The organism is Kitasatospora sp. RG8 (assembly GCF_017813315.1).
Lineage (GTDB): Bacteria > Actinomycetota > Actinomycetes > Streptomycetales > Streptomycetaceae > Kitasatospora.
In genome coordinates, this window is record NZ_JAGIYX010000018.1 from 55363 (window position 1) to 80241 (window position 24879).

A 24879-nucleotide genomic window follows, 5' to 3' on the forward strand; every position below is an offset into this window, starting at 1 on the left:
GTCTGCCATGCGGATAAAGGCGTCCTTACATCCGCCCCTGACCGGGACGCGGTTGTCACCGGATCGGCACGTGATCGGCACGGAGGAAAATCGGTTGCAGGTGCCTGCGGGCCTCCGTAGCGTCATCCGTGCCACCCGTCAGAACAGGAGAAGGCCGTTGCTCTACTGAGGTCCCGAGACACCGCCCCCGCCGCGATGCAGCCTGCCGATGCAGCCCGTCGACGCAGCCTCCCCGACACAGTTCCGTCGGCGCTCGTCGATGCAGCCCTGCCGATGCAGTCCCGCTGCCCGCGGTCCGTGAGTGTGCGAGTGCGCGACCTCAGTGGTGAGCCGGTCCGCGGCCCTTGACGGCCCCCGGCCCCCGCCACCTCCCTGCGTGCACTCCTGCGGTGTTTCCCGTGTTGCTCCCCAGACCGCAGGCAACCACCCGGGAGGCCACCCATGGCACAACCCATCACCTCCGTCCTCTGCACCGACCTCGGCTTCGAATGGCCCGACGGGAAAACGGTCCTGGACGGCTTCCACCTCGCCGTCGGCCCCGGCCGGACGGGCCTGATCGGGCTCAACGGCGCCGGGAAGTCCACCCTGCTGCGCCTCGTCGCCGGCGAACTCACCCCCACCGCGGGCACCGTCAAGGTCGGCGGCGAGCTCGGCTACCTGCCGCAGGGCCTCACCCTCGACACCGGCCTGCGGGTCGACGAGGCGCTCGGCGTCCGGGCCACCCGCGAGGCCCTGCACGCCATCGAGGCCGGCGACACCGACCAGCGCCACTTCGACGCCGTCGGCGAGGACTGGGACGTCGAGGAGCGCGCCCGCGCCACGCTCGACCGGCTCGGCCTGCACCGGCTCGGGCTCGACCGCACCACCGGCGAGCTCTCCGGCGGCGAGGCGGTGCTGCTCAGGCTCGCCGCCCTGCTGCTGCGCCGCCCCGACGTCCTGCTGCTCGACGAACCCACCAACAACCTCGACCGGGCCGCCCGCGAGCGGCTCTACGAGACGGTGGCCGGCTGGAGCGGGGTGATGCTGATCGTCAGCCACGACCGCGAGCTGCTCCAGCACGTCGACCAGATCGCCGACCTCCGGGACGGCCAGGTCACCTGGTACGGCGGGAACTTCGCCGAGTACGAGCGCACCCTCGCCGCCCAGCAGGAGACGGCCGAGCGGATGCTGCGCAACGCCGAGGCCGACGTCCAGCGCCAGAAGCGGGACCTCGCCGAGGCGCGCATCCGGCTGGAGCGCAGCGCCAGCTACGGCAAGAAGCGCTCGGTCACCCGCAACGACCCGCACATCTTCCGCGGCATGCTGAAGCGCCAGGGCCAGGAGACGGCGGGCCGGCTCCAGGGCATGCACACCGAGCGGCTGGAGGAGGCCAGGCAGCGGCTCACCGCCGCCGAGGAGGCGGTGCGGGACGACGCCGAGATCCGGATCGACCTGCCCCGCACGGCCGTCCCGGCCGGCCGCACCGTGCTCACCCTGCAGAAGGTCCGGCTGCCGTACGGCGCCACCGCCGACCTCGACCTCCGCGGCCCCGAGCGGATCGCGCTGGTCGGCCGCAACGGCTCCGGCAAGACCACCCTGCTGCGTGCCATCGCCGGTGAACTCGCCCCGCTGGAGGGCGAGATCACCACCCCGGTGCCGGTGCGCCACCTGCCCCAGCGGCTCGACCTGCTGGACGACGGCCTCACCATCGCCGGGAACGTCAAGCGGTTCGCGCCGAACGCGGGGGACAACGCGATCCGGGCCCGGCTGGCCCGGTTCCTGTTCCGCGGCGGCCGGGCCGACCAGCCCGCCGCGACCCTCTCCGGCGGCGAGCGGTTCCGCGCCACCCTGGCCGCCCTGCTGCTGGCCGACCCGCCGCCGCAGCTCCTGCTGCTCGACGAGCCGACCAACAACCTCGACCTGGCCAGCGTCCGCCAGCTCACCGAGGCCCTCGCCGCCTATCAGGGCGCGCTGATCGTGGTCAGCCACGACCTGCCGTTCCTGCGCGGCCTGGGGCTCACCCGCTGGCTGGAGCTGGACGGCGAACTGCGGGCGGTGGAGCCGATGTAGCGCGTACCGGTGCGCGCCACCGGCCCCCACCGGCCCGCAGCGCGTGCCGGCCGGTGGTGCGTCACCGGCTGGCGGCGCGCACCGGGGGTTCGGCTACGTGCCGGAGGAACCGCCGAGGGCCTGGCGGGCCCGGCTCAGCGCCGAGTCCTTGAGCCCCTCCAGCTCCTCGGGGGTGAACACCGGTGTGCGCACGTCCGGAGGGATGCCCGGCCCGTCGAAGGAGGAGCCGTCGGGGGTCAGGAACTTCTCGTTCGGCAGGATGACGGCGAACGTCGGCGACAGCAGCCGGATCATGATGTCGGAGAAGACGCCCTGGGTGTTCTCCCCGATCCGGGTGACGTGCGGGCTGCGCGCGATCAGCGCCTGGGTGAAGGTCTCGCCCGCGCTCACCGTCGAGCCGGCGGTGAGCAGGGCGACCGGCCCGGTGTGGCGCGCGCCGGCCGCCGGCCGGACGGGGATCGGCTGCGGGGTGGTGAAGCGGGTGGGGTCGTCCGGGTCGTTCCGGGCCACCTTGCGGTAGGCGAGGTAGGGCCGGTCGGTGAGCCGGGCGGCGATCCGCAGCCCGAGCTCGTCCGACCCGCCGCCGTTCAGCCGGACGTCGATCACCAGCCCGTGCGGCCGGGCCGGTCCGGCCAGCAGGGCGTCCAGGGCCCGGTCGAGCTCGGCGGCCTGGTCCTGGTAGCCGCCGTCGTCGACGTAGTCGTCGAAGCCGCTGACCCGCAGGTAGCCGATCCCGCCGGGGAGTTCGCCCACCCCCAGCCTGCCGCCGCCGAAGAGCACCTCGGGTGCCAGGAGCTGGGCCGCGACGGCCTCCGCCGACCGTTTCCTCAGCTCCTCGGTCGGCTGGGCCGTCCCGGGCCGCAAGCCCCCGAAGACCGGGGTGAGGCCCCCGCCGGCACGGGCACGGGCCAGCCCGGTGTGCGCGTCGTGCAGCGGCTCGATCATCTCGACGAAGATCTGCTGGAGCCGGTCGTCGGTGGTCTGCGGGCCGACCTGCGGCCGGTAGTGGTCCCGGACGGCGTGCCAGTCGATGCCCTTGGCGGCGAAGAACGGGTAGTTCTCCTCGAAGTTCTCCCAGAACCGGTCGAAGACCGCGAGCGGGTCGTCGGCGGCCGGCTGCCGGCAGAGCGCCGGCAGCCCGGGCAGCCGTTCCAGGGTCACGGTGCCGACCGACGCGTCGGCCTTGAGCACCGCCCGCCCGTGACCGCGCGGGGTCACCGTCAGCTCGGCGAAGGTCTTGTCCGGGGGTCCGTACCGGGTCGCCCCGCCGGGCTCGGGGGCGCCCACCTGCCGCTCGCTGAGCAGGCCCGGCGTGCAGCTGGACCGCGTCACGTCGTACGAGGTGAGCCGGTCGCCGGAGATCGCCATGACCGCGCCGTAGCCGTCCGTGCGCCACACCCCTTCCAGCCGGTTCGCACCCGGCCGCCCCTCCTGCCCGGGCCCGCCGGGTGCGGCGAACACGGGTGCCGCCGCCCCCACCGTCACCGCGAGCGCCACCGCGGTGGCCCCCGCCGCCCGTTGCCATCCGTCCGAACCTCATGCCGGCCTCCGCCGTCTCGTCGGGACTGTCCCGTGGATCCTGCCGGGCCGCCCGGGCCGGACCGGCACGACACCGCACCGGCACGGCGGCGGCCCCCCGGCCGGGTGAACACCCGGCCCGCCGGAACCCCACCACCCCTCGGGCCTCCCCCGCGGAACCCTCCGCCGCCCTCCCCGCCGACGGTACGGACCCCGGCCCGACGGCGGCGTCACCCGCGGGACCGGTCCACCACCGGCCTTGAGGACGACGCCGCGGCGCACCCGGCTACGACCTGGGAGGTATCCACGGAAACCCCTTTGATGCCCCGTGGGAGCTCGGCGAGGATGCCCGGGTGGAATACGCACCGTCCGACGTCGTGGTCCGGATCCTTCTCGAACTCGGTGAGACCCGCAGCCCGGCCGCCGCCCTCCGGGCCTGCCTGCCGCTCGTCGCCGAACTCTCCCCGGCGGCGGTCGAGCTGCGCCACGACGACGACGGCATCGGCGTCGAGCTGCTCGTGGTGCTGCCGGTGCCGGCGCAGGACGCCCGCCGGGACCTCCGGGCCGCCGTCACCCCGCTCGCCGAGCGGCTCGGCCTGGACCCGGAGCGCTTCGAGTTCACCGGCGGGCGGACGCCGGCCGGGCGGGTCAGGGACCTCCGGTCCGCCGGCCGGTTCGGCGCGTACCAGCTGGACGTCCGGCTCGGCGGCGACCCGGCCGGGGACGGCCCGCCGGGGGAGTGCGGGTCCGGCGTGTCCGGGCCGGCGGAGCCGGGGACCGAGGGGCCGACGGAGCTGCTGCCCGAGGGGCCGGTGCTGCCGTGGACGGACGAGGACGAGGGGGAGCTCGCGCAGTGGCACCGGCGTTCCTTCGCCATTTGGGTCCGGTTGGGCGGCGAGTTCGCCGGGGTCGACGAGCGGCGTGCCGGCGAGCTCTTCGAGGAACTGCTCGGTCGCGTCCGACTGGCGGACCTGGGCCCGGAGGCGGTGGCCGAGTCGACGGACGGCCTGCCGCCGGCGGACCCGGGGGCGGTGGGCTGCCAGGCCCTCCTCGGGCCGGTCACGGTGGCGCCCGAGGCGGCGATGGCCGTCGTCCGGCAGGCGCTGGCGGCGGAGCGCGGCTGGTCGGCGGTCCGGTCCGGGGATGCGGGCGGGCCGTACCTGGCGAGCGGGTGGACGGCCGCACACACGCCCGGCCAGGGGCTGGTGGCGGTGAACGTCCTGGTGGCCGAAGGCCTGGTGCTCGGGCGAATCGGCGCGTCGTAGCGGGCGCGCGCCGGAGGCGGTGTGCGGCGGACCGGAGCAGTGCCGGTCCGGTACCCAACTCCCTTGCCCTCCAGTACCATCGGCGCCATGCCAGCGCTCAACATCGAGTACACGGAGCACGAACTCGCCGCCATCCGCGAGGCCGCCGCAGCCGACGGCAAGAGCGTCAGGGCGTACGTCCACGATCTCAGCGTGCGGGAGCAGCAGCGGCGGGTCTTCGTCGACCACGCGGTGGCGTTCTGGAAGGAGCACCGCGAGGAGTTCGACGCGGCCTTCCCGGAGGACGCGCCCGCGGCGTGAGCACGGCGGTCCGGAGCAGCGGAGAGGGGCGGCGGTGAGGCTGCTCCACGTCGACCTGCGCTGGCTGCTCGACGTCCAGGAGCAGGCGTCGCCGGAGGACCTGAGCGTCCGTGACTACTCGGCGTTGCAGGCGGCCGTCGCCCGCCACCGGGTCAACACCGCGCAGCTCGGTCACGACGCCGACCCGGCCTGGTGCGCGGCCACCCTGATGCACACCATCGTGCTGCTGCGGCCGCTGCCGGTGCGCAACAACCTGTACGCCTGCATGACCACGGCCGCGTACATGCACGCCGCGAAGGAGGGCATCGACCCGCCCTACGGCGCCCTGGTCGAGCTGGCCCGGGACGTCGCCGCGGGCCGCTCCGACGTGTTCGCGGCGGCCGACCGGATCCGCTCCTGGCGGATCTGAACGGCCGCCGCGCCCGTCCGGATCAGACCTCGGCGGCCTCGGAGGCGGCTTCGGAGGCGGGCTCCGCCGCGGTGCCGGCTCCCGGCCGGAGCTTGCCCGCGACCAGGGTGCCCAGCCGGTCCAGGCCGATCACGGTGGCCGCGAGGACGACGAACTCCACCGTCAGCAGGGCGATCTGGCCCCACACGTAGCCGTAGCCCTTGGTCGTCGGGTCGAAGAAGAAGTACGGGTAGGGCATCGGGTAGTTGGAGAACAGCGCGTTGCGGGTCAGCACGATCGCCGCGTAGCCGAGCGGGAACGCCAGCCAGAGCGGGACGTCCCGCCAGGCGGAGGCGTTGCGCGGCTTCAGCGTCAGCCAGTCGATGATCACCATCACCGGGGTGACGTAGTGCAGGAAGAACGACGACCAGTGCTGGAGCTTGTCCGGCCCGTCGAAGAGCCCGGGCAGCGGGTTGGCGCCGTGCTCCAGCAGGATGTGCGAGACCAGCCCGGTGATCAGGATGTAGAGCGTCGCGGCACCGCGCAGCCGGGGCGCGGGCGCGTCCACCGTGCCGCGCTTGAGCATCCAGTACACGGCGCCGATGAAGTAGCCGAGCACGATCACGTTGCTCTGGATGGTGAAGTAGACCAGGGGCGCGGTCTGGAGGGTCAGGCCGAGGCCCGCCGAGAGCACGATGCCCATGCGCCACCAGAGCGCGGGACGGGTCCGGACTGACATGCGGCCACCAGTTCGTTTCAGGCGATACGGGAGGTATCGGGCGGTAGAGGGAGGGAAGGCCGCACTCTACTCGCTGGTAGGGCCGGGACGGAAGAAACGTTGCGGCGGGCGCTCGCCGACCCGCAGTCCGCCGGTCACCGCCCCTGGCCACCGTTCCCCGGCCCCTCGTCTGCCGCCTCGGCCCGTCGCTCGGCGGTCCGCCGTCTGCCGCCCCGGCCCGTCGCTCGCCGGTCCTGCGCTACCCCGGCAGCACGAAGCCCGACTCGTACGCGGCGATCACCGCCTGGGTGCGGTCGCGGGCGCCCAGCTTGGCGAGCACGCTGCCAACGTGCGTCTTGACCGTCTCCTGGCTGACCACCAGCCGTCCGGCGATCTCACCGTTGTTCAGCCCGGCCGCCATCAGCCGCAGCACCTGGCCCTCCCGCTCGGTGAGCCGCCCGATCGGCCCCTGGGCGGGCGCGCGCCGTCCGGCGGGGGCGTGGCGCAGGGCCAGGTCGCGCACCGCGGCCGGGAAGAGCAGCGAGTCCCCGCGCGCGACCAGCCGCACCGCCTGGACCATCTCCTCCGCACTGGCCCGCTTCAGCAGGAACCCGGCGGCCCCGGCCCGCAGCGCGTCGTACACGTGGTCGTCATGCTCGAAGGTGGTGACCACCATGATCCTGGGCGGGTCGGCCATCCCGCCGACCAGCTGTTCGGTGGCCCGGATGCCGTCGATGCCGGGCATCCGCACGTCCATCAGCACCACGTCCGGGCGCAGTTCGCGGACCAGCGGCACCACCTCGGCCCCGTCGGCGGCCTCGCCGACCACGGTGAGGTCCGGTTCGGCGTCGATCACCACCCGCAGGCCCATCCGGACCAGGCGCTCGTCGTCCGCGATCACCACCCGGACCGGCCCGTCGTCCCCGTCCGTCGTCCCCGCCGTCCCGTTCACGGCACCCCGCATCCCCGTCATCGTGTCCCTCCCACCGGCAGCCAGACCGCCAGCCGCCACGTCGTCCCGTCCTCCGCCGGCCCGGCCTCGCAGCCGCCGTTCAGTACCGCGGCCCGCTCGCCGATCCCGCGCAGCCCGCGGCCGCCACCGGGGCGGCTGGGGCGGGCCGGGCCCAGCGGGTTGGTCAGCTCGATCTCCAGCCGGCCCGCGGACAGCGCCACCCGGAGCCCGGCGGGCGCGGTCGGCCCGGCGTGCCGCAGCACGTTGGTCAGGCCCTCCTGGACGATCCGGTAGGCCTCGCGCGAGAGGGCGCCCGGGAGCCGTTCCAGGCCGGGCGGCAGCCCGGCGTCGACCTTCAGCCCGGTCCGGGCCAGCTGGCGCAGCAGGTCGTCCAGCCCGGCCAGGGTCGGCCCGGCGGGTTCGGCGTCGGCCCGGTCCTCCTCGCGCAGCAGGCCGAGTACGGCGTCCAGCTCGGCGACGGCGGCCCGCGCCGTCTCGCCGATCGCCTGGAGCGCCTCTGCGGCGAAGTCCGGGTCGGTCCGCAGTACCCGGGCGGCCGCCGAGGCCTGGATACCGACCGCGCTGAGCGCGTGGCCGACCGAGTCGTGCAGCTCGCGCGCCAGCCGGTTGCGCTGGGCGAGCACGGTGGCCCGCCGTTCCGCCGCGGCCACCCGCTCCTCCGGGGTGGGACCGAGCAGGACGGGCGCCCAGCGGGCCAGCAGGGCTCCCAGGCCGGCACTGGTGGAGAGGATCAGCAGCATCAGGGCGAGGCCCGTGACCGGCCCGGGCAGCCAGGACGGGAACCCGCGGTCCTGCCAGAACCGCACCAGATCGCCCAGCGAGGGCCCGCCCAGCGGCGAGATCACCAGCATGACCGCGAACGGCGTCCCGGCCAGCGTCATCCCGCTGACCACGCCGCCGAACAGCAGGTGCAGCACGTACCAGGCGGCGGTCTGCCGCCGGGCCGCCCAGGACCGGCCCGGGCCGGTGGCGATCTCCTCCGGCCGGCTCGGTGCGCAGAGGGCCCGCGCGGCCGCCCCCTCCAGGCCACGGACGGTCGGCACCAGCGCGGTGACGGCGGCCATCGGCAGGGACGTCCCGAGCGCGGCGAAGTAGAGGAGCAGCTGGACCACCGGACCGTGATCCGGGTTGAGCGCCCCGATCGCCACGGTCGACAGCATCCAGTACGGCATCAGCAGCGCGCCGCCCAGGACCAGGTACACCCAGCGCAGCCGGGCCCGCCGTCCGAAGAGCGCGCTCGCGGCACGCCGCGGCCCCCACCGTTCCGTGCCCGCCCCCGTGTTCACCCGGCCGACTCTACGGCAGCGGTCGTCCGAGCGACGGTGCTCCGGGGGGTGGGCGTCCGCGCGGCAGGCGTCTGCGCCCCGCGGGTGCCAGCGCGGGCCGCGGCGGCCGTCCCATCGATGGTGGTTCCGTCGGTGGCCGTTCCGTCGGTGGTCGCGTGCGCGGCCGCCCGTTCGACGAGTGCGATCGCGCCGACCACCAGCACCAGCAGGCCGGTCAGCAGCTGTGCGGTCTCCACCAGGGGCATCAGCCCCGGTACGGCCTTCCGGGGATCGGTCACGTCGGTGACCGTTCCGAACACCACCAGCTGCCAGGAGCCCCAGCCGAACAGGGAGCCGGCCGCCGTCCACGCCACCACCAGCGGCACCCGCAGCCGTCGCTCCGGCCGGGCGCGGAACACCAGGGCCAGCAGCGCGGTCACCGCGGCCACCGCCATGACCGCGATCACGCCGTCCAGCACGGCCGCGGACCGGCTGCGCTCCTCGGCGAACAGCACCGGCAGCCCCGTCGCGCCGCCCGCCGCCCAGTACCCCCGGGCCGCCGCCACGCCGAGTGCGAGCACCGCCGCGACGCCGGAGAGGGCGCGCTGGAGGGTGAGCGTGGGGGAGTCGGGCAGATCGCCGATCCGGCTGCGCAGCAGGCCCGCCCAGCGACGCCCCGCGTACAGCAGGAAGGCGGTGATCAGCGCGAGGCCCTGGACGGAGAAGCCGCCGTAGACGACGACGAACACCCAGTCGTCGAGCCCGCCCGGGCCCTGGTTGCCCGAGCCGCCGCCCGGGGCCTTCTCGGCGCCGAACAGCAGGGTGGCCAGCGCGCTCAGCGGCAGCGCCACCAGGATGGTGCCGAGCAGCCCGGTCGCCACCCACATCGGGAAGGCGAGCAGTCCGGCCGGTGCCCGCCGCCCCCACGGGCGGACGAACGAGAGCGCCAGCAGCACCGCGATCGCGTCCATGCCGAAGGTCAGCAGGTTCACCAGCCAGAGCTTGTCCATCTCGGCGGGGTCGTCGACGCCGACCTGGTGGCCGGTCAGCCAGAGCAGCTTGAGCGTCAGGTACGGCACCGTGGCGGCGACGGCGGTCCAGGCGGCCGCGCCGCGCACCCGGTCGGCCGGGGTCTTCGTGGTCATGCCCCCACCCTCCCGGCCCGGCCCCGTGCGGGACCTCCTCCCGGCACACGATCCGCCTCCCCCGCCGGGGGGATCCACCGCTCCGGGGCTCCTGCCGGAGACCTGCGGGTCGGCGGAACCCGCGGGCCACCGGGAACCCGCGGGCTACCGGGAACCCGCGGGCCACCGGGAACCCGCGGGCCACCGGGAACCCGCGGGCCCGCCCGGGCGGTGTGCTCGGACGGGCCCGGGGCGCGTGGTGCTACGGGAGGATCGGCTCGCAGCCGACGGCCTTGCCGCCGGCGGTGAGGAACTGCCTCCACAGCTCCCCGTCGTCGGGGAAGAGGGTCCGGTCGCCGAGCAGTCGCAGCTTGAAATAGGTGGGCCTGCCCCGGCAGGTCACGACGACCTCGTCGTTGTTCGGGAACGAGAGGCCCATGGTCCAGTGCGCCCGGCCGAACGCCTCCGGAGTGTCCTTGTCGGCGTCCGGCGCCCTGAGCCGGGGTTCGGTCCCGATGGCGAAGGTCACGGCCGTACTGCCCATCCCGACCTCGCAGGACCAGATCGGGTCCGACGCGGTGGTGGCCCGCTGCCGGTACCCGCGGGCAGCGGACGCGCCGCCGGGGACCGTCAGACCGGGCAGGCCGCAGACGTTGCCGCTGTCCAGATCCTGCTTCACGCCGGGGGTCGACAGGTGCCCGGGCGCCGGGAGCTTCGGTGTCGTGCAGTTCCGTTGCGTCGCGAGTCCGTTGGCGGCCGCCACCGCGAACCGTGCGAGGTCGCCGTCGCCGACGGAACCCCCCTTGGTCGCGTCCACCCTCGCCCGCACTCCTCCGGTGCCGCAGCCTTCCGGCAGCAGGGCCCACGCCACGGGGCCCGTGACGCCGCCGGCCGAACCGCCGTTGGCCGAGGCGGCGAACAGCCGTGCGCCGGCCTCGGCCTCGGACACCGCGGTGTCCCGGTCCGAGCGGACCCCCACCAGGACCGACCGGTGCCCGCCGAACGCCCCGGTGCTCACCACCGCGGTGCACGAGGACCCGCTGTCGTGCAGCGGCGCCGGCTCGTCGTTGTCCTGCTCGCTGATCCGCCCGGGTCCCAGGGCGTCGTGCAGGGCGTCGGCGCTCACCACGCCGTTGCACACGGTGTCCGGACCGAGCACGTTGGTCAGGCTGTACAGCAGCACCCCCGAGACGCCCGCCGTGATCGCACCGATCACGGCCGCCGCCCGCAGGCGCAGCCGCCGGGTGGTGAGGCCGCGCCGGGTGAGGGCCTGGTCGAGTTTCCCCGTCGTCATGCGGGTCACGGGTTGCCGAGCGCGTTGTGGTACGCCCGGTCGATGGACGAGCGGTAGTGCACCCCGGCGCTGTCGGCCAGCTGCTTCGTCACGCTGCCGGTCGCGTCGATGTCCTGGTCCGAGACGCCCGACCGGCGGGCCTTCTCCTGGATCATGGTCATCAGCTGGGACTCGCCGGCCGTGTAGTTCTTGCTCACGTCGCCCTGGGTCCTGACGTCGAGTTCGGCGTTGGCCTTGTTCGCCCAGTCGGAGGTGCCGATGTCGACCAGCCGCTGGGCGACGTCGCCCAGCGGGAACCAGGAGGCGCCCGGGACCTTCAGCATGTTCGCCGCGGTGCCGTAGACGTGGTAGTCCATCTTGGCCTTCCAGTTGTTCTTGAACTGCTCGTCCGACTTGTGGTCGATGAACGCGTCGGCGCGCACGGCGTCGAGCGCTCCGAGCGCCTTGCCGGACTCGTCGAGGAAACCGGCGAACTGCGGGTTCGGACGGCCGGTCACGTCGGGCTTGAAGTTCTCCGGACCGAACTCGTCCATCCTGCGCCCGACTTCCCGGCTCTCGGACAGGTGGATGACGGCGAACGCCTCCGGGTCCTCGGTCACGCCGCGGATGACGCGCAGCAGCTGTTCCCGGCCGGCCGTGAGCCCCTCCGGATGGGAGGGGCCGGAGAGGTCCTTGCTGAGGATGTCGTGCGTGTCCGCCGGGAACTCGGAGATCATGTTCGCCAGCGGGCGGCGCAGGACGGGGGAGAGGTCGTTCTCGTGGCCGGCCTGGTCCCCGCCGAGGGTGATGAGCGTCCTGTCCATGATGCGCACCATCGCCCCGTCGTGGGGGCGTACGGGCGGCTGGTTGCCGTGCGGGTCACGGCCGGTGGTGGCGGCCTCCAGGGCGTCGGCGAAAGCCGCGTGCGAGCTCGCCTTGAGGTCGGCGGGGAACAGCTTGCCCTCGTTGTCCTGGTTGGGCCACTTGCGGTCCTTGAGCAGGTAGTCCAGGTTGCCGCCGGCGGCCGGGTCGAGGAACTCCTTGGACGCCTGCGGGTTGTGGCTCATCGCCCGCATCAGGCCGCCCATCGGGTCGGTCGACCTGTCGCCCGCCACGGAGTAGAAGGGCCCCCAGAGTTCCTCGCCCTTGCGCTTGCTGTGCCTCTCGTAGTCGACGAGGTCGTTGCCGACCTTCTCCAGGAACCCCTTGTCGTAGTTCCCGCCGGCGCCCATCAGCTGGGTGAGCACCGGGTAGTTCTCGTTGAAGCCGGCCGCCGAACCACCCTGCTTGCGGGCGGCCTTGAGCAGGTTGTCCTCCCAGTCCTTGCCCATGCCGCCGTCCTTGGTGGCGGTGGCCAACACCTGGGAGAGGCTGCCGTAGATGTCCTGGTAGTCCTTGGCGTCGTGGTCGCCGTGGGCGTAGCCGTTGTAGGCCTTCGAGTACTCCAACAGCGCCTCGGGGCCGGTCTTGCCGCCCAGGTTGAGGCTGTTGAGCAGCGTGGTGGAGAAGTCCCTCGAACCGGAGTCGGCGGCCATCAGGTTCTGCAGCCGCTTGCGCTCCTCGTCGGAGAGGGTGCCGCCCTTGCCCATCAGGTCGGCGGCCCGCCGGGCGTCGGCCACGTCGCCGCCGCCGTACGGGTGGGCGTTGAAGGCGGTGGCGCTGGTGCCGACGTCGCTCTGCAGGGCGGACGAGGCGCGCTGGTCGGCGGCGGTGGCCTTCGCGACGGCCTGGGCGATCCGGGTGGTCATCGCCTCGCCCTTGGCCTTCATGTCGGCCTGGTACGCGCGTACGGTGTCCTGGAAGTCGGGGTCGTTGTGGCCCTCGCTGGACAGCGGCGGCCAGCTGACCGTCCCGTCGTCGGCGACGACGAGCTTCTGCCCGTTCGCTTCCTGCAGCGCGGTGTCGAGGTCCTTGCGGGCCGCGGTGAAGTCCTCGCCCGCGTCCCGGATGATCGCGGCGAGGGCGTTGGCGACACCGGTGGCCTGGCTGAAGTCGGTGTCGATGCCCTGGAGGGCCCGGCTCGCGTCGTCGGCGGCCCCGCCCTGCCAGCCGGCCCGCTGCGGGGTGTTGACGAGCTCCCGGCCCACCCGGCCGTCCAGTGACTCCAGTGCCTTGGCCATGTTGGTCCAGGCCTCGGCGGTCTCCGTGACGCCGGAGAAGTCGGCCTCGCGCAGTTCCTTGAAGGACACCATGATCCCTGGGCTCCTCTCTCTTCTCGCGGGTCTCAGGCGCCGAAACCGGCGGTGGTGGCGTGCTCGTTGGCGTGGTAGTTGCGCTGGGTGTTGTCGAGCTTCTCGGCGGTGCCGGTCAGCTTGTCGTGCAGCGTCCTGCACTGCTGCAGCCAGCGCTCGGTGGAGGCGGTGAGCGCGCCGCCGAAGGAGAAGCCGCGGATCCTGGTGGCCGCCGTGCTCGCGTGCTCGGCGAGGTTGTTGCCGCCCTTGCCGTTGGCGTTGTCGAGATCGGTGGCGATCTGCCGGGCGATCCCGGCCGAGGCGTTGAGCTCGTGCGGGTTGTCGAGCCGGGTGGTGGGTGCGGTCGGGGCCGGGCCGGGGGAGGGGCTCGGCGTGGGGGCCGCGAAGGGGGAGGTGCCCGGCGCGGAGATCGGGACGACGGTGCCCGGTGCCGGGTTGAGCGGCGCGCCCGGCGGGGACGCCGGTGCGACCGGTCCGGTGGTGAATCCTGGGTTACCCATGTGCGTCTGCTCTCTTTCCTCCGGCTGGGGGCCGGAACCCCTCCGAGCAAGCAGGACGGCCCTGTTGGTCCCTCCGTCGGTGTACCGACGCACCCTTCGTGGTCGCGGTTGCACGGAGCGCGTCAAGGATCCGCGAAGGAGGGGAAGGGCCGGGTTCGGGCGTAGCGGCGGGGCCGGGCGTCGGGGGCGGGGGACGGGGCCGGGCGCGGGGTCGGCGGCCAGGCCTGGTGCCGGGGCAGCGGAAGAGCCGGGTGCGGGGGCGGGGGCCAGGCCTGGTGGCGGGGCGGCGGAAGAGCCGGGCACGGGGGTGGCGGCGGGGCCTGGTGCCGAGGGCGCCGGAAGGGCCGGGTGTCGGGGGCCGAAGGTCTTGTTACCGGCGAGTCGCTTCCCTATCATCGCGAGTGTGACAGCTTTACTGTCAAACCCCGAAAGGGCTGTAGCCAGTGCATGACTCCAGCAGTCCCGGCCCGCTGGCCGGCGTCCGGGTGGTCGAGCTCGCGGGGATCGGGCCCGGCCCCTTCGCCGCCATGCTGCTGGCCGACCTCGGTGCCGACGTGGTCCGGGTGGACCGGCCCGACCCCTCACCGGTCGCCCCCGACCCCGCGTTCGACGTCACCAACCGCAACAAGCGCTCGGTGCTGGTCGACCTCAAGTCCCCCGAGGGGCCCGGCCAGGTGCTCGACCTGGTCGGGCGCGCCCACCTGCTGATCGAGGGCTACCGCCCCGGCGTCGCCGAGCGCCTCGGCGTCGGCCCGGAAGCCTGCCTCGCCCGCAACCCGGCTCTGGTCTACGGCCGGATGACCGGCTGGGGCCAGCACGGCCCGCTCGCCGCCCGGGCCGGTCACGACATCGGCTACTCGGCGGTGGCCGGCGTCCTCGGCATGATCGGACCGGCCGGCGGCCCGCCCGCCATCCCCGTCAACCTGCTCGGCGACTTCGCCGGCGGCTCGCTCTACCTGGTCGTGGGCCTGCTCGCCGCACTCCACCACGCCCGCGAGACCGGTACCGGCCAGGTCGTCGACGCCGCCATCGTGGACGGCGCGGCCCATCTCACCTCCGTGTTCTGGGGCCTGCTCGCCTCCGGCCAGTGGCAGGACCGCAGGGGCGTCAACCTGCTCGACGGCGGCGCCCCCTGCTACTCCGTCTACCAGGCCAAGGACGGCGGCCACCTCGCCGTCGGCGCGCTGGAGCCGCAGTTCTACGCCGAGTTCGCCCGGCTGCTGGGGCTCGGCCCCGACGCACCCGGCCAGTGGGAGACGGCCCGCTGGCCCGAACTGCGGGCCCTGATCGCCGCCCGCTTCGCCACCCGGACCAGGGCCGAGTGGGAGAGCGTCTTCGCCGGCTCCGACGCCTGTGTCGAACCGGTGCTGACGCTGCACCAGGCCGCCGCGTCCGAGCACCTGACGGCCCGCCGGACGTACGTCGAGGCGGACGGCTTCACCCAGCCCGCCCCCGCACCCCGGTTCTCCGCCACCCCCGGCGCGCTGCGCCGCCCGCCCGCCAGGCCGGGCGCGGACACCGTCGAGGTCGCCCGGGACTGGGGCGTGCCCGGACTCCTCTCCTCCGAGAACTCCTCCGACTCCCAGGCCCGATAAGGAGCTTGCCGTGGAACGCGACATCTACACCGAGGAGCACGAGGACTTCCGGACGACCGTCAGGTCCTTCCTCGCCAAGGAGGTGCTGCCGCACTACGACCGGTGGGAGCAGGCCGGCATCGTGGACCGCTCCGCCTGGCTGGCCGCCGGCCGGCAGGGCCTGCTCGGCCTCGCCGTCCCCGAGGAGTACGGCGGCGGGGGCAGCACCGACTTCCGCTATGCGGCGGTGCTGGCCGAGGAGTTCGCCCGGGCCGGCGCCTCCGGCCTGGCGCTCGGCCTGCACAACGACATCATCGGCCCGTACCTCACCTCGCTCGCCACCGACGAGCAGAAGCGCCGCTGGCTGCCCGGGTTCTGCACCGGCGAGCTGATCACCGCCATCGCGATGACCGAACCCGGCACCGGCTCCGACCTCCAGGGCATCCGCACCCACGCCGTCGACCAGGGCGACCACTACCTGCTCAACGGCGCCAAGACCTTCATCTCCAACGGCATCCTCGCCGACCTGGTGGTCGTGGTCGCCCGCACCACCCCCGAGGGCGGGGCGCACGGTCTCAGCCTGCTGGTGGTCGAGCGCGGCACGCCCGGCTTCGAGCGCGGTCGCAACCTCGACAAGATCGGCCAGAAGTCCCAGGACACCGCCGAGTTGTTCTTCGAGGACGTGCGCGTCCCGAAGGAGAACCTGCTCGGCGAGGAGAACCGCGGCTTCGTCTACCTGATGCAGAACCTCGCCCAGGAGCGGCTCACCATCGCCGCCGCCGCGATCGCCGGCGCCGAGCACCTGGTCGAGATCACCACCGCGTACGTGAAGCAGCGCGAGGCCTTCGGCCGGCCGCTCGCCAAGCTCCAGCACGTCCGCTTCGAGATCGCCGAGCTCGCCACCGAGTGCGCCGTGACCCGCGCCTTCGTGGACCGCTGCATCATCGAGCACAACCGCTACGCGCTCACCCCGGCGGACGCCTCGATGGCCAAGTGGTGGGCCACCGAACTGCAGAAGCGCACCGCCGACCGCTGCCTCCAACTGCACGGCGGATACGGGTACATGAGCGAGTTCCCGGTCGCGCGCGCCTTCACCGACGGGCGCATCCAGACCATCTACGGCGGCACCACCGAGATCATGAAAGAGATCGTCGGCCGCTCCATCCTCGGCTGAGGTCCCTCTTCAACCCCCTGCCCCCGAAAGGCGTTTCCACCGTGACCACCGAAGCGTACGTCTACGACGCGATCCGCACCCCGCGCGGCCGGGGCAAGGCCGCCGGCTCACTGCACGGCACCAAGCCGATCGACCTGGTCGTCGGCCTGATCCACGAGCTGCGCCGCCGCTTCCCCGACCTGGACCCGGCCGCCGTCGACGACATCGTGCTCGGCGTGGTCAGCCCGATCGGCGACCAGGGATCCGACATCGCCCGGATCGCCGCCATCGCGGCAGGCCTGCCCGACACGGTGGCCGGCGTCCAGGAGAACCGGTTCTGCGCCTCCGGCCTGGAGGCCGTCAACCTGGCTGCGGCCAAGGTCCGTTCGGGCTGGGAGGACCTCATCCTGGCCGGCGGGGTCGAGTCGATGTCCCGGGTGAAGATGGGCTCCGACGGCGGCGCCTGGGCGATGGACCCGATGACCAGCTACGAGACCAACTTCGTGCCCCAGGGCATCGGTGCCGACCTGATCGCCACCATCGAGGGCCTCTCCCGGACCGACGTGGACGCCTTCGCCGCCGAGTCCCAGGCCCGCGCCGCCAAGGCCCAGGCCGACGGGCTGTTCGACCGCTCGGTCGTCCCTGTCCTCGACCGCAACGGCCTGGTCGTCCTGGAACGCGACGAGTTCATCCGCCCCGGCACCACCGTGGAGACCCTGGCCGGCCTCAAGCCCTCCTTCGCCGCCATCGGCGACGCCGGCGGCTTCGACGCCGTCGCCCTGCAGAAGTACCACTGGGTGGAGGCGATCGACCACGTCCACCACGCCGGCAACTCCTCCGGCATCGTGGACGGCGCCGCCCTGGTCGCCATCGGCAACCGCGAGGTCGGCGAGCGGTACGGGCTGCGCCCGCGCGCCCGGATCGTCTCCGCCGCCGTCTCCGGCTCCGAGCCCACCATCATGCTCACCGGTCCGGCCCCCGCCACCCGCAAGGCGCTCGCCAAGGCCGGGCTGACCGCCGCCGACATCGACCTGGTCGAGATCAACGAGGCCTTCGCGGCCGTCGCCCTGCGCTTCATCCGCGAACTGGGCTTCCGGCACGACCAGGTGAACGTCAACGGCGGTGCGATCGCCCTCGGCCACCCGCTCGGCGCCACCGGCGCGATGCTCCTCGGCACCGTGATCGACGAACTGGAGCGGCGCGACCTGCGCTACGGCCTGGTCACCCTCTGCGTCGGCGGCGGCATGGGCATCGCCACCATCGTCGAGCGCATCTGACCCCGTCGCATCCGACCTCCTCATTTCCCCGGAGACCCGAACATGAGTGACACCACCACCATCCGCTGGGAGCAGGACCAGGACGGCGTGGTCACCCTCGTCCTCGACGACCCCGCCCAGTCCGTCAACACCATGAACGAGGCCTTCACGGCCGACCTCGGTACCACCGTCGAGCGCCTGGCCGGCCTCGGCGACGAACTGCGCGGCGTCGTCATCACCTCCGCGAAGAAGACGTTCTTCGCCGGGGGCGACCTCAAGATCCTCTCCGCCGCCCGCCCCGAGGACGCCGCCGCCGTCTTCGAGAAGTCGATGCGGATCAAGCGCGCCCTGCGCCGGCTGGAGACGCTCGGCAAGCCGGTGGTCGCCGCCGTCAACGGCAGCGCCCTCGGCGGCGGCCTGGAGCTCGCCCTGGCCTGCCACCACCGGATCGCCCTGAACACCCCCGCCAGCCGGATCGGCCTGCCCGAGGTCACCCTCGGCCTGCTCCCGGGCGGCGGCGGGATCGTCCGCACGGTCCGGCTGTTCGGCATCGCCGACGCCCTGCTGAAGGTGCTCCTCCAGGGCCGCCAGTACCGCCCGGCGCAGGCGCTCCAGCACGGACTGGTCCACGAACTGGTCGACACCCCGGAGGAGCTGGCCGCCCGGGCGCGCGCCTGGATCGATGCCAACCCGACCGCCGTCCAGCCCTGGGACGTCAAGGGCTACAAGATCCCCGGCGGCACCCCCAGCACCCCCGCGCTCGCCGCCAACCTGCCCGCCTTCCCGTCCAACCTGCGCAAGCAGCTGGCCGGCGCCCCCTACCCCGCCCCGCGCAACGTGCTGGCGGCGGCGGTGGAGAGCGCCCAGGTGGACGTCGACACCGCGATGGTGATCGAGGCCCGGTACTTCACCGAGCTGGCCTGCGGGCAGACCAGCAAGAACATGATCCAGGCGCTCTTCTTCGACATGCAGGCGGTCAACTCCGGGGCCGGCCGCCCCAGCGCCTTCGAGAAGCGGACGGTCCGCAAGGTCGCCGTGCTCGGCGCCGGCATGATGGGCGCGGGCATCGCCTACACCTGCGCCAGGGCCGGCATCGAGGTGCTGCTGAAGGACGTCACCGTCGAGGCCGCCGAGCGCGGCAAGGCCTACTCCGCCGGCCTGCTGGAGAAGGCCGTCGCGCGCGGCCGCTCCACCGAGGCGCAGCGCGAGGAACTGCTCGCCCGGATCACCCCCACCGCCGATGCCGCCGACCTCGCCGGCTGCGACGCGGTGATCGAGGCCGTCTTCGAGAACCCCGAGCTGAAGCACAAGGTCTTCCAGGAGATCGAGGGCGTGGTGGCGCCGGACGCGCTGCTCTGCTCCAACACCTCCACCCTGCCGATCGGACTGCTCGCCGAGGGCGTCCAGCGCACCACCGACTTCATCGGCCTGCACTTCTTCTCGCCGGTCGACAAGATGCGGCTGGTGGAGATCATCCGCGGCCCGCAGACCGGTGACGCGGCGCTGGCCCGCGCCTTCGACCTGGTCCGGCAGATCGACCGGACGCCGATCGTGGTCAACGACTCGCGCGGCTTCTTCACCTCCCGGGTGATCGGCCAGTTCATCAACGAGGGCGTCGCGATGGTCGGCGAGGGCGTCGACCCCTCCTCCGTCGAGCAGGCCGCCGCCCAGGCCGGCTACCCCGCCAAGGTGCTCTCGCTGCTCGACGAGCTCACGCTCACCCTGCCCCGCAAGATCCGCAACGAGTACCGGCGCGCGGCCGAGGCGGCCGGCGGCAGCTGGACCGCCCACCCGGCCGACGCCGTGGTGGACCGGATGGTCGACGAGTTCGGCCGCCCCGGCCGCAGCGGCGGCGCCGGCTTCTACGAGTACGGCGAGGACGGCAGGCGCGGGCGGCTCTGGCCCGGGCTGCGCGAGCACTTCACGCGTGCCGACGTCGCGGTGCCGTTCGAGGACCTCAAGGAGCGGATGCTCTTCAGCGAGGCGCTGGACTCGGTCCGCTGCCTGGAGGAGGGCGTGCTGACCTCGGTCGCCGACGGCAACGTGGGCTCGATCCTCGGCATCGGCTTCCCGGCCTGGACCGGCGGCGTCTTCCAGTACATCAACGGGTACGAGGGCGGCCCGGCCGGCTTCGCGGCCCGCGCCCGCGAACTGGCCGCCGCGTACGGCGAGCGGTTCGCGCCGCCCGCCCTCCTGGAGCGGATCGCGGCGGAGGGGCGGACGTTCACGGACTGACGTGCACCGACCGGTGGTCACCGACTGGCGTTCACCGACTGAGGTTCGGGCACCTGAGGTTCGGGCACCTGAGGTTCGGGCGCCTGAGGTTCGGGCGCCTGAGGTCGGGGGCTGAGGTCGGTGCCTGAGGTCGGTGCCTGGGGCCGGGAGCTGGGGCCGGGTTCCGGGGCCGGTGGGTCCGGCGCCCGGCGGGTCCGGCGCCCGGTCAGCTGGGCGAGTCCGCGGTGTTCCTCGCGGCCTCGCCCAGCTCCTCCTTGAGGGAGCGCTGGAACGCCGTCACCAGTGCCTGCGCGACCATCGGCTGGATGTGGTCGGTCAGCGCCTTCATCCGTTCCAGCTCCGCCGGCCCGGGCTCGCTCTCCCGGTACGGCTTCCACACGGTCTCGCGGAACAGCCGCTGCAGCTCGTGCGCCGTCGCCCGGCTGTGCTCCAGCACGACGGCGCGCGCGGCCAGCAGCGTCTCCAACGGGATCGGCACGTCCAGGATCCGCACGCCGAGCGGCAGCAGCCCCGGGTCCACCCGGAACACCTCGGCGTCCGCCGTCCGCTCCAGCGCCCCCATCGCGCCCAGCCGGTCCAGCTGCGCCTCCGACAGCGCCTGCCCGGCCCGCCGCTCCAGCTGTGCCCGGCTGACCTCCTCCGCCGCCTCCGGCGTCCACGACGCCACCAGGGCCCGGTGGATCGCCAGGTCCAGGGAGGTGCTGTCCTGCGGCAGCCGCGCCAGGTACCGCTCGATCGCCGCCAGCGTCAGCCCCTGCCGCTGCAACTCCTCGATCAGCTCCAGCCGGTCCAGGTGCTCCGGTCCGTAGAGGCCCACCCGCCGGGGCCCCAGCTCCGGCGGCGGCAGCAGACCCTTCGTCCCGTAGAACCGCACGGTCCGCACCGTCACCCCCGCCCGCGCCGCGAGCTCGTCGACCGTCAGCCGCGCCTCCACGCCCTCCCGCGCCCCCATCCGCCGTCTCCACCTCTGTAGCACCAGTGCTGTGACAGCAGCAGTGTGACAGTGCTGGCCCACCCGGGTCCACCATTGCCCCCGGCGCAGCCGGGCCCGTTGGCCGGGCCTGCGGCCGGGCTTGCGGGGGCCCGCCAGGGCTGGCCTGCCAGGGCCTCCCGGGGCCTTCTGCGGGGCCTGAGGTGGGCTCGGTGGGGCCCTTCGGCGGGGCCTGCGGCGCGAACCCCGTCGGCGCGGGACGGCCTGTGCCCCCTCGGGCTGGGGCGGAGGGGGCACAGGCCGGCGGCGGGTCGGTGTCGGACCGGTTCAGGGGCGGGCGGGTGCGGGCCCGTTCAGGAGCGGGCCGGTCCTGCCGGGGCGGACTCGGCCAGCTCGGGGTGGTGGCGGCGGGTGACCTCGGGGTGGGCCCGGGTGTAGCCCTTCCACTCGTTGAGGCCGAACTCGGCGAAGAGCGGGTTCGCCGGGTCCTGGGTGGCGCCGGGGGCGTGGTGCGCCAGGGGGAAGTCGAGCGGCTCTATGTGGGCGTCGAGGCGCGGGTTGTAGAAGAACGGGACGGAGAAGCGCTCCCGCGCGCCGGGCGGGCTGACCACGCGGTGACTGGTCGCCTTGAGGTAGCCGTCGGTGGCGACCTCCAACAGCTCGCCCAGGTTGACCACGAAGGCGCCCTCCATCGGCGGGACCTCCAGGAAGCCGCCGTCCGGACGCTCCACCTGGAGGCCGCCCACGGTGTCCTGGAGGAGGAGGGTGATGAAGCCGTAGTCCTTGTGCGCACCGACTCCCTGGCCGGCGCCGTCAGGGGCCGTCCCCGGGTAGCGGACCAGCTTCAGCCGCAGGTGCGGGTGGCCGTCGAAGGCGTAGTCGTAGAAGTCGGGCCGGGCGCCGATCGCGGTGAGCAGCTCGTGCAGCAGCCGCTTGGCGACGTCGCCGAGGCGGTCGATCCAGCCGAGCGCGGCGGTGCGCAGCTCCGGGAGCGCCGCAGGCCACTGGTTCGGACCCTCCAGCCACCAGTACGGCGGCTCGCTGCTGCCCGGGACGTGCGGGGGCAGCTCGGCGCCGATGTCCAGTTGGTCGCGCCAGTCCTGGCTGCCGCCGGTGCGCTCGTCGCCAGTGCGGGTGTAGCCGCGGTAGTGCGGGGAGTTGAGGTTGCTCACGCCGAGCCGGTCGGCCTCGGGCAGGGTGAAGAAGGCCCGCATCGCCGCCGTGAGGGCGGCCGTCTCGGCCGGGGTCACTCCGTGGCCGACGAGCTGGAAGAAGCCGACGCCGGTGGCCGCGGCCCGCAGCTCGTCGTGCAGCCGGAGGCGGTCCTCGGGGCTGCCATCGGCGAGCGAGAGGTCGATCACCGGGAGGGCGCCTGCGGAGGCGTCGGCGGAGGGGCCGGCGGGGGCATCCGTGGGCGTGCCCGCGGGGGTGGTCGAGCGGGCGTCCGCGGAGGCGGACGGGGTGGTGGAGGAGTGCTGCTGCGTCATGGGTGACATCCGCTGGGTCTCGTCCCGACCGTTCCCGGTGATCGACCGGGGGCGCCGGGGCCACGCCTGGTGCGGCGGGTGCCCGGGGGCCGGGAAGGGGGACGCGGTCTGTTGACGACCGCGTATGAGGGTGGGAGGCGCGAGGTTCAGCCGGAGCGTCGACAGGACATGGTCGTCACGCGGAGCAGGTCCACGTGGCGGCGGCGAACAAGGATGAGCACGTCACCAGCGTAAATGACGGTGGTAGCGGCGGGGAGACCCCGGTCGAAATCTGTTGTCGTGTACGTGTCGAGTGACGGAAGTTGGTCAGACATGGAGGCTGCCGATCCCCCTGCGGTCACTGCGGTCGTTGCGGTCACCGTGATCACCGCGACCGTTCTGGTCCCCGTGGTCGTTGTGGTCGTTGAGGTAGGCCAGTACGGCGAGAACCCTCCGGTTGTCGTCGTCCGAGGGCAGGAGGTCCAGCCGGACGAAGATCGACGCGGTGTGCTTGGCGACCGCCCGTTCGGTGATCACCAACTGCTGGGCGATGGCCGCGTTCGACCGGCCCTCCGCCATCAGCGCGAGCACCTGCCGTTCGCGCGGGCTGAGCGACGCGACCGGCCCCGACGAGGAGTTGTGGGTGAGCAGCCGGCTGATCACCTCCGGGTCCATGGCCGTGCCGCCCTGTGCGACCCGCCGTACCGCGTCGAGGAACTGGGTGCCGTCCATGACACGGTCCTTGAGCAGGTAGCCGATCCCGCCGCTGCCGTCCGCGAGCAGCTCGCGGGCGTAGAGCTGCTCGACGTACTGCGAGAGCACCAGGACCGGCAGCCCGGGCAGTTGCTGGCGGGCGGCGAGGGCGGCCCTCAGGCCCTCGTCGGTGAACGAGGGCGGCAGCCGGACGTCCACGACGGCGATGTCCGGCCGGTCCGCGGACACTGCCGCGAGCAGCTCGGCACCGGTCTCGACGGCCGCGGTGACCGTCATGCCGTTCGCCTCCAGCAGCCGGGTCAGGCCGTCCCGGAGGAGGAAAAGGTCTTCGGCGATGACAACGCGCACGGAATCTCCAGCTGTGCGATGGTCGGGCCGCCCGGCGGGCTGCTGACGGCGAGCACCCCGTCGAACGCGGCCAGCCGGCGCTCTGTTCCGCGCAGGCCGGTTCCCTTGGACGGGTCGACGCCGCCGTGCCCGTCGTCGGTCACCGATATCCGCAGCAGCCCGTCGGCGTCGTGGCCGATCTCGATCCAGACCCGGCCGGCCCCGGCGTGCTTGACCACGTTGGCCAGCAGCTCGCTCACCGCGAAGTAGGCTGCGGACTCGACCGGTGCGGGGGGCCGGCCCGGCAGCCCGCCGGTGACCCGGACCGGCAGCGGCAGGTCGAGTGCCATGGCGTGGACTGCGTCGGCCAGACCGCGGTCGGCGAGTACCGGTGGGTGGATGCCCCGGACCAGGTCGCGCAGCTCGCCCAGCGCCTTGGTCGAGGACGTCCGGGCCTCGGCGAGCAGCGGGCGCAGAGCCTGGGGGTCGTGGTCGAGCAGCTGCTCGGCCACGCTCAGCAACATCCCCAGCGCCACCAGCCGGGCCTGTGCTCCGTCGTGCAGGTCCCGCTCGATCCGGCGCAGTTCGGCCGCTCCGGCGTCGATGGTGTCGGCTCGCGTTCGGGTCAGATGGCTGACCTGGAGTGCCAGCTCGGTCCGGCGGGAGGACCCCAACAGGGCACGGGCGGCCCGCTCGTGCAGCGTCAGCACGGGCCGGGCGGCCCACAGCGCGACAGGCGGCGCCAGCCAGAGCGCCATCGTGTAGAGCATCAGCAGCGAGATGAACCGGCTGCCCCGGCCGAACACCTGGACCAGCGCCGGGACCATGAGCAGTGCCACGGCAGTGAGCACGACGGCGCAGCCGGACAGCACCGCCCAAGCCGTGTCGCGCCACGTCGCCGGATCACCCGGCCAGCTCCCGGCCTGGCGCCACAGCCTCCGCCAGCGCGGTCCCCTGGTGGCCGTCGGCCTGTACGGCGGCGCTATCGCCGTGCCGCTCCAGAGGCCGACCAGCCGCCTCGTCTCCGCCGCCACCCAGCGTGCGGCGAGCATCCCGATCACGAGCATCGGAAGCGCCAGCAGCAGCGCCCCGGAGCGGCCGCTCGGCGCCGCGCCTCCGTAGATCACCGTGGCCGTCACCGCCAGCAGTCCCGGTGCGAGCAGTGCGGCTCCCGCGGCCCGGCCGGCCGCCCCGGTGGCCCAGCTCAGCGCCCAGACGGCGACCGGCAGCGTCGCCAGGAACATCGCGGTCAACGCACGGAACCGGTTGGGCGCGGACGAGTCGTCAGGGCCCAGCAGGGCGGCGAGCACCAGGACGGGAGCTGCCAGCACGGCAGCCGCTCCTGCCACTGCCAGGGTGACCGCGTACAGCGCGCGCACGCCGTCCCTGAGCGCTTGACCCACCCGTGCGGCCGCCCTCGCCACCACCACCGTGCTCATCACGCACCTCCCGCCTGTTGGCGTGTCGTTCTGCATCGTTCCCGGCTGAGCCCGGACCGGGCCCGTCGATCAATGCGGTGGCCAGTCTGCCGGGCGGTCCACGGGCGGCGCACGGTGTCTGAACCCCGAATCCGAGGTGTACCTGAGTACACCTCAAGGAGGCCGTCCAGCCGTCTGTCGAGGCCTGGCCAGCGGTTCGTAGCGTCGTTCCCGCCAGCC

The 24879-nt window shown here is 73.7% G+C and carries 19 protein-coding genes and 1 pseudogene; 8 read left to right on the forward strand and 12 right to left on the reverse strand.

Features of this window, described 5'->3' with window-relative positions; genetic code table 11:
- Positions 1–441: 441 nt before the first annotated feature.
- Positions 442–2049 (forward strand): ABC-F family ATP-binding cassette domain-containing protein, encoded by a 1608-nt coding sequence (locus tag J5Y04_RS24920; RefSeq protein ID WP_209414339.1) that lies wholly within the window; start codon positions 442–444, stop codon positions 2047–2049.
- A 93-nt stretch (positions 2050–2142) separates the two neighbouring features.
- On the opposite strand, the gene J5Y04_RS24925 is transcribed toward J5Y04_RS24920, so the two are convergent.
- Positions 2143–3546, reverse strand: a complete 1404-nt coding sequence (locus J5Y04_RS24925) for a S41 family peptidase (protein WP_209414340.1) — start codon at positions 3544–3546, stop codon at positions 2143–2145.
- A 374-nt stretch (positions 3547–3920) separates the two neighbouring features.
- Between J5Y04_RS24925 and J5Y04_RS24930 the strand changes: the two genes are divergently transcribed.
- The 3 genes from J5Y04_RS24930 (at position 3921) to J5Y04_RS24940 (ending at position 5541) form a co-directional block, all read left to right on the forward strand.
- Positions 3921–4832 (forward strand): hypothetical protein, encoded by a 912-nt coding sequence (locus J5Y04_RS24930; RefSeq protein WP_209414342.1) that lies wholly within the window; start codon positions 3921–3923, stop codon positions 4830–4832.
- 87 nt (positions 4833–4919) lie between these two features.
- A complete protein-coding gene (locus J5Y04_RS24935) occupies positions 4920–5132 on the forward strand; it encodes a hypothetical protein (RefSeq protein ID WP_209414343.1) in 213 nt (70 codons plus the stop codon).
- Positions 5133–5166: 34 nt separating this feature from the next.
- Entirely contained in the window at positions 5167–5541 is a 375-nt protein-coding gene (locus J5Y04_RS24940; RefSeq protein ID WP_209414345.1) for a toxin Doc, read from the forward strand.
- Positions 5542–5563: 22 nt separating this feature from the next.
- On the opposite strand, the gene J5Y04_RS24945 is transcribed toward J5Y04_RS24940, so the two are convergent.
- From J5Y04_RS24945 to J5Y04_RS24975, 7 genes are all read right to left on the reverse strand, one after another.
- Positions 5564–6259 (reverse strand): Pr6Pr family membrane protein, encoded by a 696-nt coding sequence (locus tag J5Y04_RS24945; RefSeq protein ID WP_209414347.1) that lies wholly within the window; start codon positions 6257–6259, stop codon positions 5564–5566.
- 238 nt (positions 6260–6497) lie between these two features.
- Complete coding sequence (locus J5Y04_RS24950; RefSeq protein WP_245205378.1) at positions 6498–7202, reverse strand: response regulator transcription factor; 705 nt, start codon at positions 7200–7202, stop codon at positions 6498–6500.
- Between the two features lie 5 nt (positions 7203–7207).
- Complete coding sequence (locus J5Y04_RS24955) at positions 7208–8497, reverse strand: histidine kinase (protein WP_307853273.1); 1290 nt, start codon at positions 8495–8497, stop codon at positions 7208–7210.
- Positions 8494–9621 carry a hypothetical protein gene (locus J5Y04_RS24960; RefSeq protein WP_209414351.1) on the reverse strand — a complete coding sequence of 376 codons (1128 nt, stop codon included), beginning with the start codon at positions 9619–9621 and terminating at the stop codon, positions 8494–8496. Before J5Y04_RS24960 ends, J5Y04_RS24955 begins: the two co-directional genes overlap by 4 nt.
- A gap of 241 nt (positions 9622–9862) precedes the next feature.
- Positions 9863–10894 (reverse strand): hypothetical protein, encoded by a 1032-nt coding sequence (locus J5Y04_RS24965; protein WP_209414353.1) that lies wholly within the window; start codon positions 10892–10894, stop codon positions 9863–9865.
- Positions 10895–10899: 5 nt separating this feature from the next.
- The gene (locus tag J5Y04_RS24970; protein ID WP_209414355.1) at positions 10900–13065 is read right to left on the reverse strand and encodes a DUF6571 family protein; all 2166 of its coding nucleotides are present in this window, start codon (positions 13063–13065) and stop codon (positions 10900–10902) included.
- A gap of 32 nt (positions 13066–13097) precedes the next feature.
- Positions 13098–13565, reverse strand: a complete 468-nt coding sequence (locus tag J5Y04_RS24975; protein ID WP_209414357.1) for a hypothetical protein — start codon at positions 13563–13565, stop codon at positions 13098–13100.
- Between the two features lie 443 nt (positions 13566–14008).
- On the opposite strand from J5Y04_RS24975, the gene J5Y04_RS24980 reads away from it, so the two are divergent.
- The 4 genes from J5Y04_RS24980 to J5Y04_RS24995 are packed head-to-tail and all read left to right on the forward strand — an operon-like array spanning position 14009 to position 19783.
- A complete protein-coding gene (locus J5Y04_RS24980) occupies positions 14009–15160 on the forward strand; it encodes a CaiB/BaiF CoA-transferase family protein (RefSeq protein ID WP_209414359.1) in 1152 nt (383 codons plus the stop codon).
- A 10-nt stretch (positions 15161–15170) separates the two neighbouring features.
- Positions 15171–16313: an acyl-CoA dehydrogenase family protein gene (locus J5Y04_RS24985; RefSeq protein ID WP_209414361.1), complete on the forward strand. Its 1143-nt coding sequence runs from the start codon at positions 15171–15173 to the stop codon at positions 16311–16313.
- A 41-nt stretch (positions 16314–16354) separates the two neighbouring features.
- Complete coding sequence (locus J5Y04_RS24990) at positions 16355–17569, forward strand: acetyl-CoA C-acetyltransferase (RefSeq protein ID WP_209414368.1); 1215 nt, start codon at positions 16355–16357, stop codon at positions 17567–17569.
- A gap of 42 nt (positions 17570–17611) precedes the next feature.
- A complete protein-coding gene (locus tag J5Y04_RS24995; RefSeq protein ID WP_209414370.1) occupies positions 17612–19783 on the forward strand; it encodes a 3-hydroxyacyl-CoA dehydrogenase NAD-binding domain-containing protein in 2172 nt (723 codons plus the stop codon).
- Positions 19784–19988: 205 nt separating this feature from the next.
- Here J5Y04_RS24995 and J5Y04_RS25000 read toward each other — a convergent pair whose 3' ends face one another.
- From J5Y04_RS25000 to J5Y04_RS25015, 4 genes and pseudogenes are all read right to left on the reverse strand, one after another.
- Complete coding sequence (locus J5Y04_RS25000; RefSeq protein ID WP_209414372.1) at positions 19989–20735, reverse strand: MerR family transcriptional regulator; 747 nt, start codon at positions 20733–20735, stop codon at positions 19989–19991.
- Positions 20736–21067: 332 nt separating this feature from the next.
- Entirely contained in the window at positions 21068–22201 is a 1134-nt protein-coding gene (locus J5Y04_RS25005; RefSeq protein ID WP_209414374.1) for an isopenicillin N synthase family oxygenase, read from the reverse strand.
- 384 nt (positions 22202–22585) lie between these two features.
- A pseudogene (locus tag J5Y04_RS25010) lies at positions 22586–23242 on the reverse strand (response regulator); the annotation flags it as partial.
- Entirely contained in the window at positions 23194–24660 is a 1467-nt protein-coding gene (locus tag J5Y04_RS25015; RefSeq protein WP_245205380.1) for a histidine kinase, read from the reverse strand. The gene J5Y04_RS25015 and the pseudogene J5Y04_RS25010, both read right to left, overlap by 49 nt.
- Between the last annotated feature and the right edge of the window lie 219 nt (positions 24661–24879).

What these genes read in the sequence shown, in the direction of transcription:
- J5Y04_RS24920 (WP_209414339.1), top strand. Translation starts at nt 442, where the DNA reads ATGGCACAACCCATCACCTCCGTCCTCTGCACCGACCTCGGCTTCGAA.
- J5Y04_RS24935 (WP_209414343.1), top strand. Translation starts at nt 4,920, where the DNA reads ATGCCAGCGCTCAACATCGAGTACACGGAGCACGAACTCGCCGCCATC.
- J5Y04_RS24945 (WP_209414347.1), bottom strand. Translation starts at nt 6,259, where the DNA reads ATGTCAGTCCGGACCCGTCCCGCGCTCTGGTGGCGCATGGGCATCGTG.
- J5Y04_RS24950 (WP_245205378.1), bottom strand. Translation starts at nt 7,202, where the DNA reads ATGCGGGGTGCCGTGAACGGGACGGCGGGGACGACGGACGGGGACGAC.
- J5Y04_RS24960 (WP_209414351.1), bottom strand. Translation starts at nt 9,621, where the DNA reads ATGACCACGAAGACCCCGGCCGACCGGGTGCGCGGCGCGGCCGCCTGG.
- J5Y04_RS24965 (WP_209414353.1), bottom strand. Translation starts at nt 10,894, where the DNA reads ATGACGACGGGGAAACTCGACCAGGCCCTCACCCGGCGCGGCCTCACC.
- J5Y04_RS24970 (WP_209414355.1), bottom strand. Translation starts at nt 13,065, where the DNA reads ATGGTGTCCTTCAAGGAACTGCGCGAGGCCGACTTCTCCGGCGTCACG.
- J5Y04_RS24975 (WP_209414357.1), bottom strand. Translation starts at nt 13,565, where the DNA reads ATGGGTAACCCAGGATTCACCACCGGACCGGTCGCACCGGCGTCCCCG.
- J5Y04_RS24995 (WP_209414370.1), top strand. Translation starts at nt 17,612, where the DNA reads ATGAGTGACACCACCACCATCCGCTGGGAGCAGGACCAGGACGGCGTG.
- J5Y04_RS25000 (WP_209414372.1), bottom strand. Translation starts at nt 20,735, where the DNA reads ATGGGGGCGCGGGAGGGCGTGGAGGCGCGGCTGACGGTCGACGAGCTC.
- J5Y04_RS25005 (WP_209414374.1), bottom strand. Translation starts at nt 22,201, where the DNA reads ATGACGCAGCAGCACTCCTCCACCACCCCGTCCGCCTCCGCGGACGCC.
- J5Y04_RS25015 (WP_245205380.1), bottom strand. Translation starts at nt 24,660, where the DNA reads ATGAGCACGGTGGTGGTGGCGAGGGCGGCCGCACGGGTGGGTCAAGCG.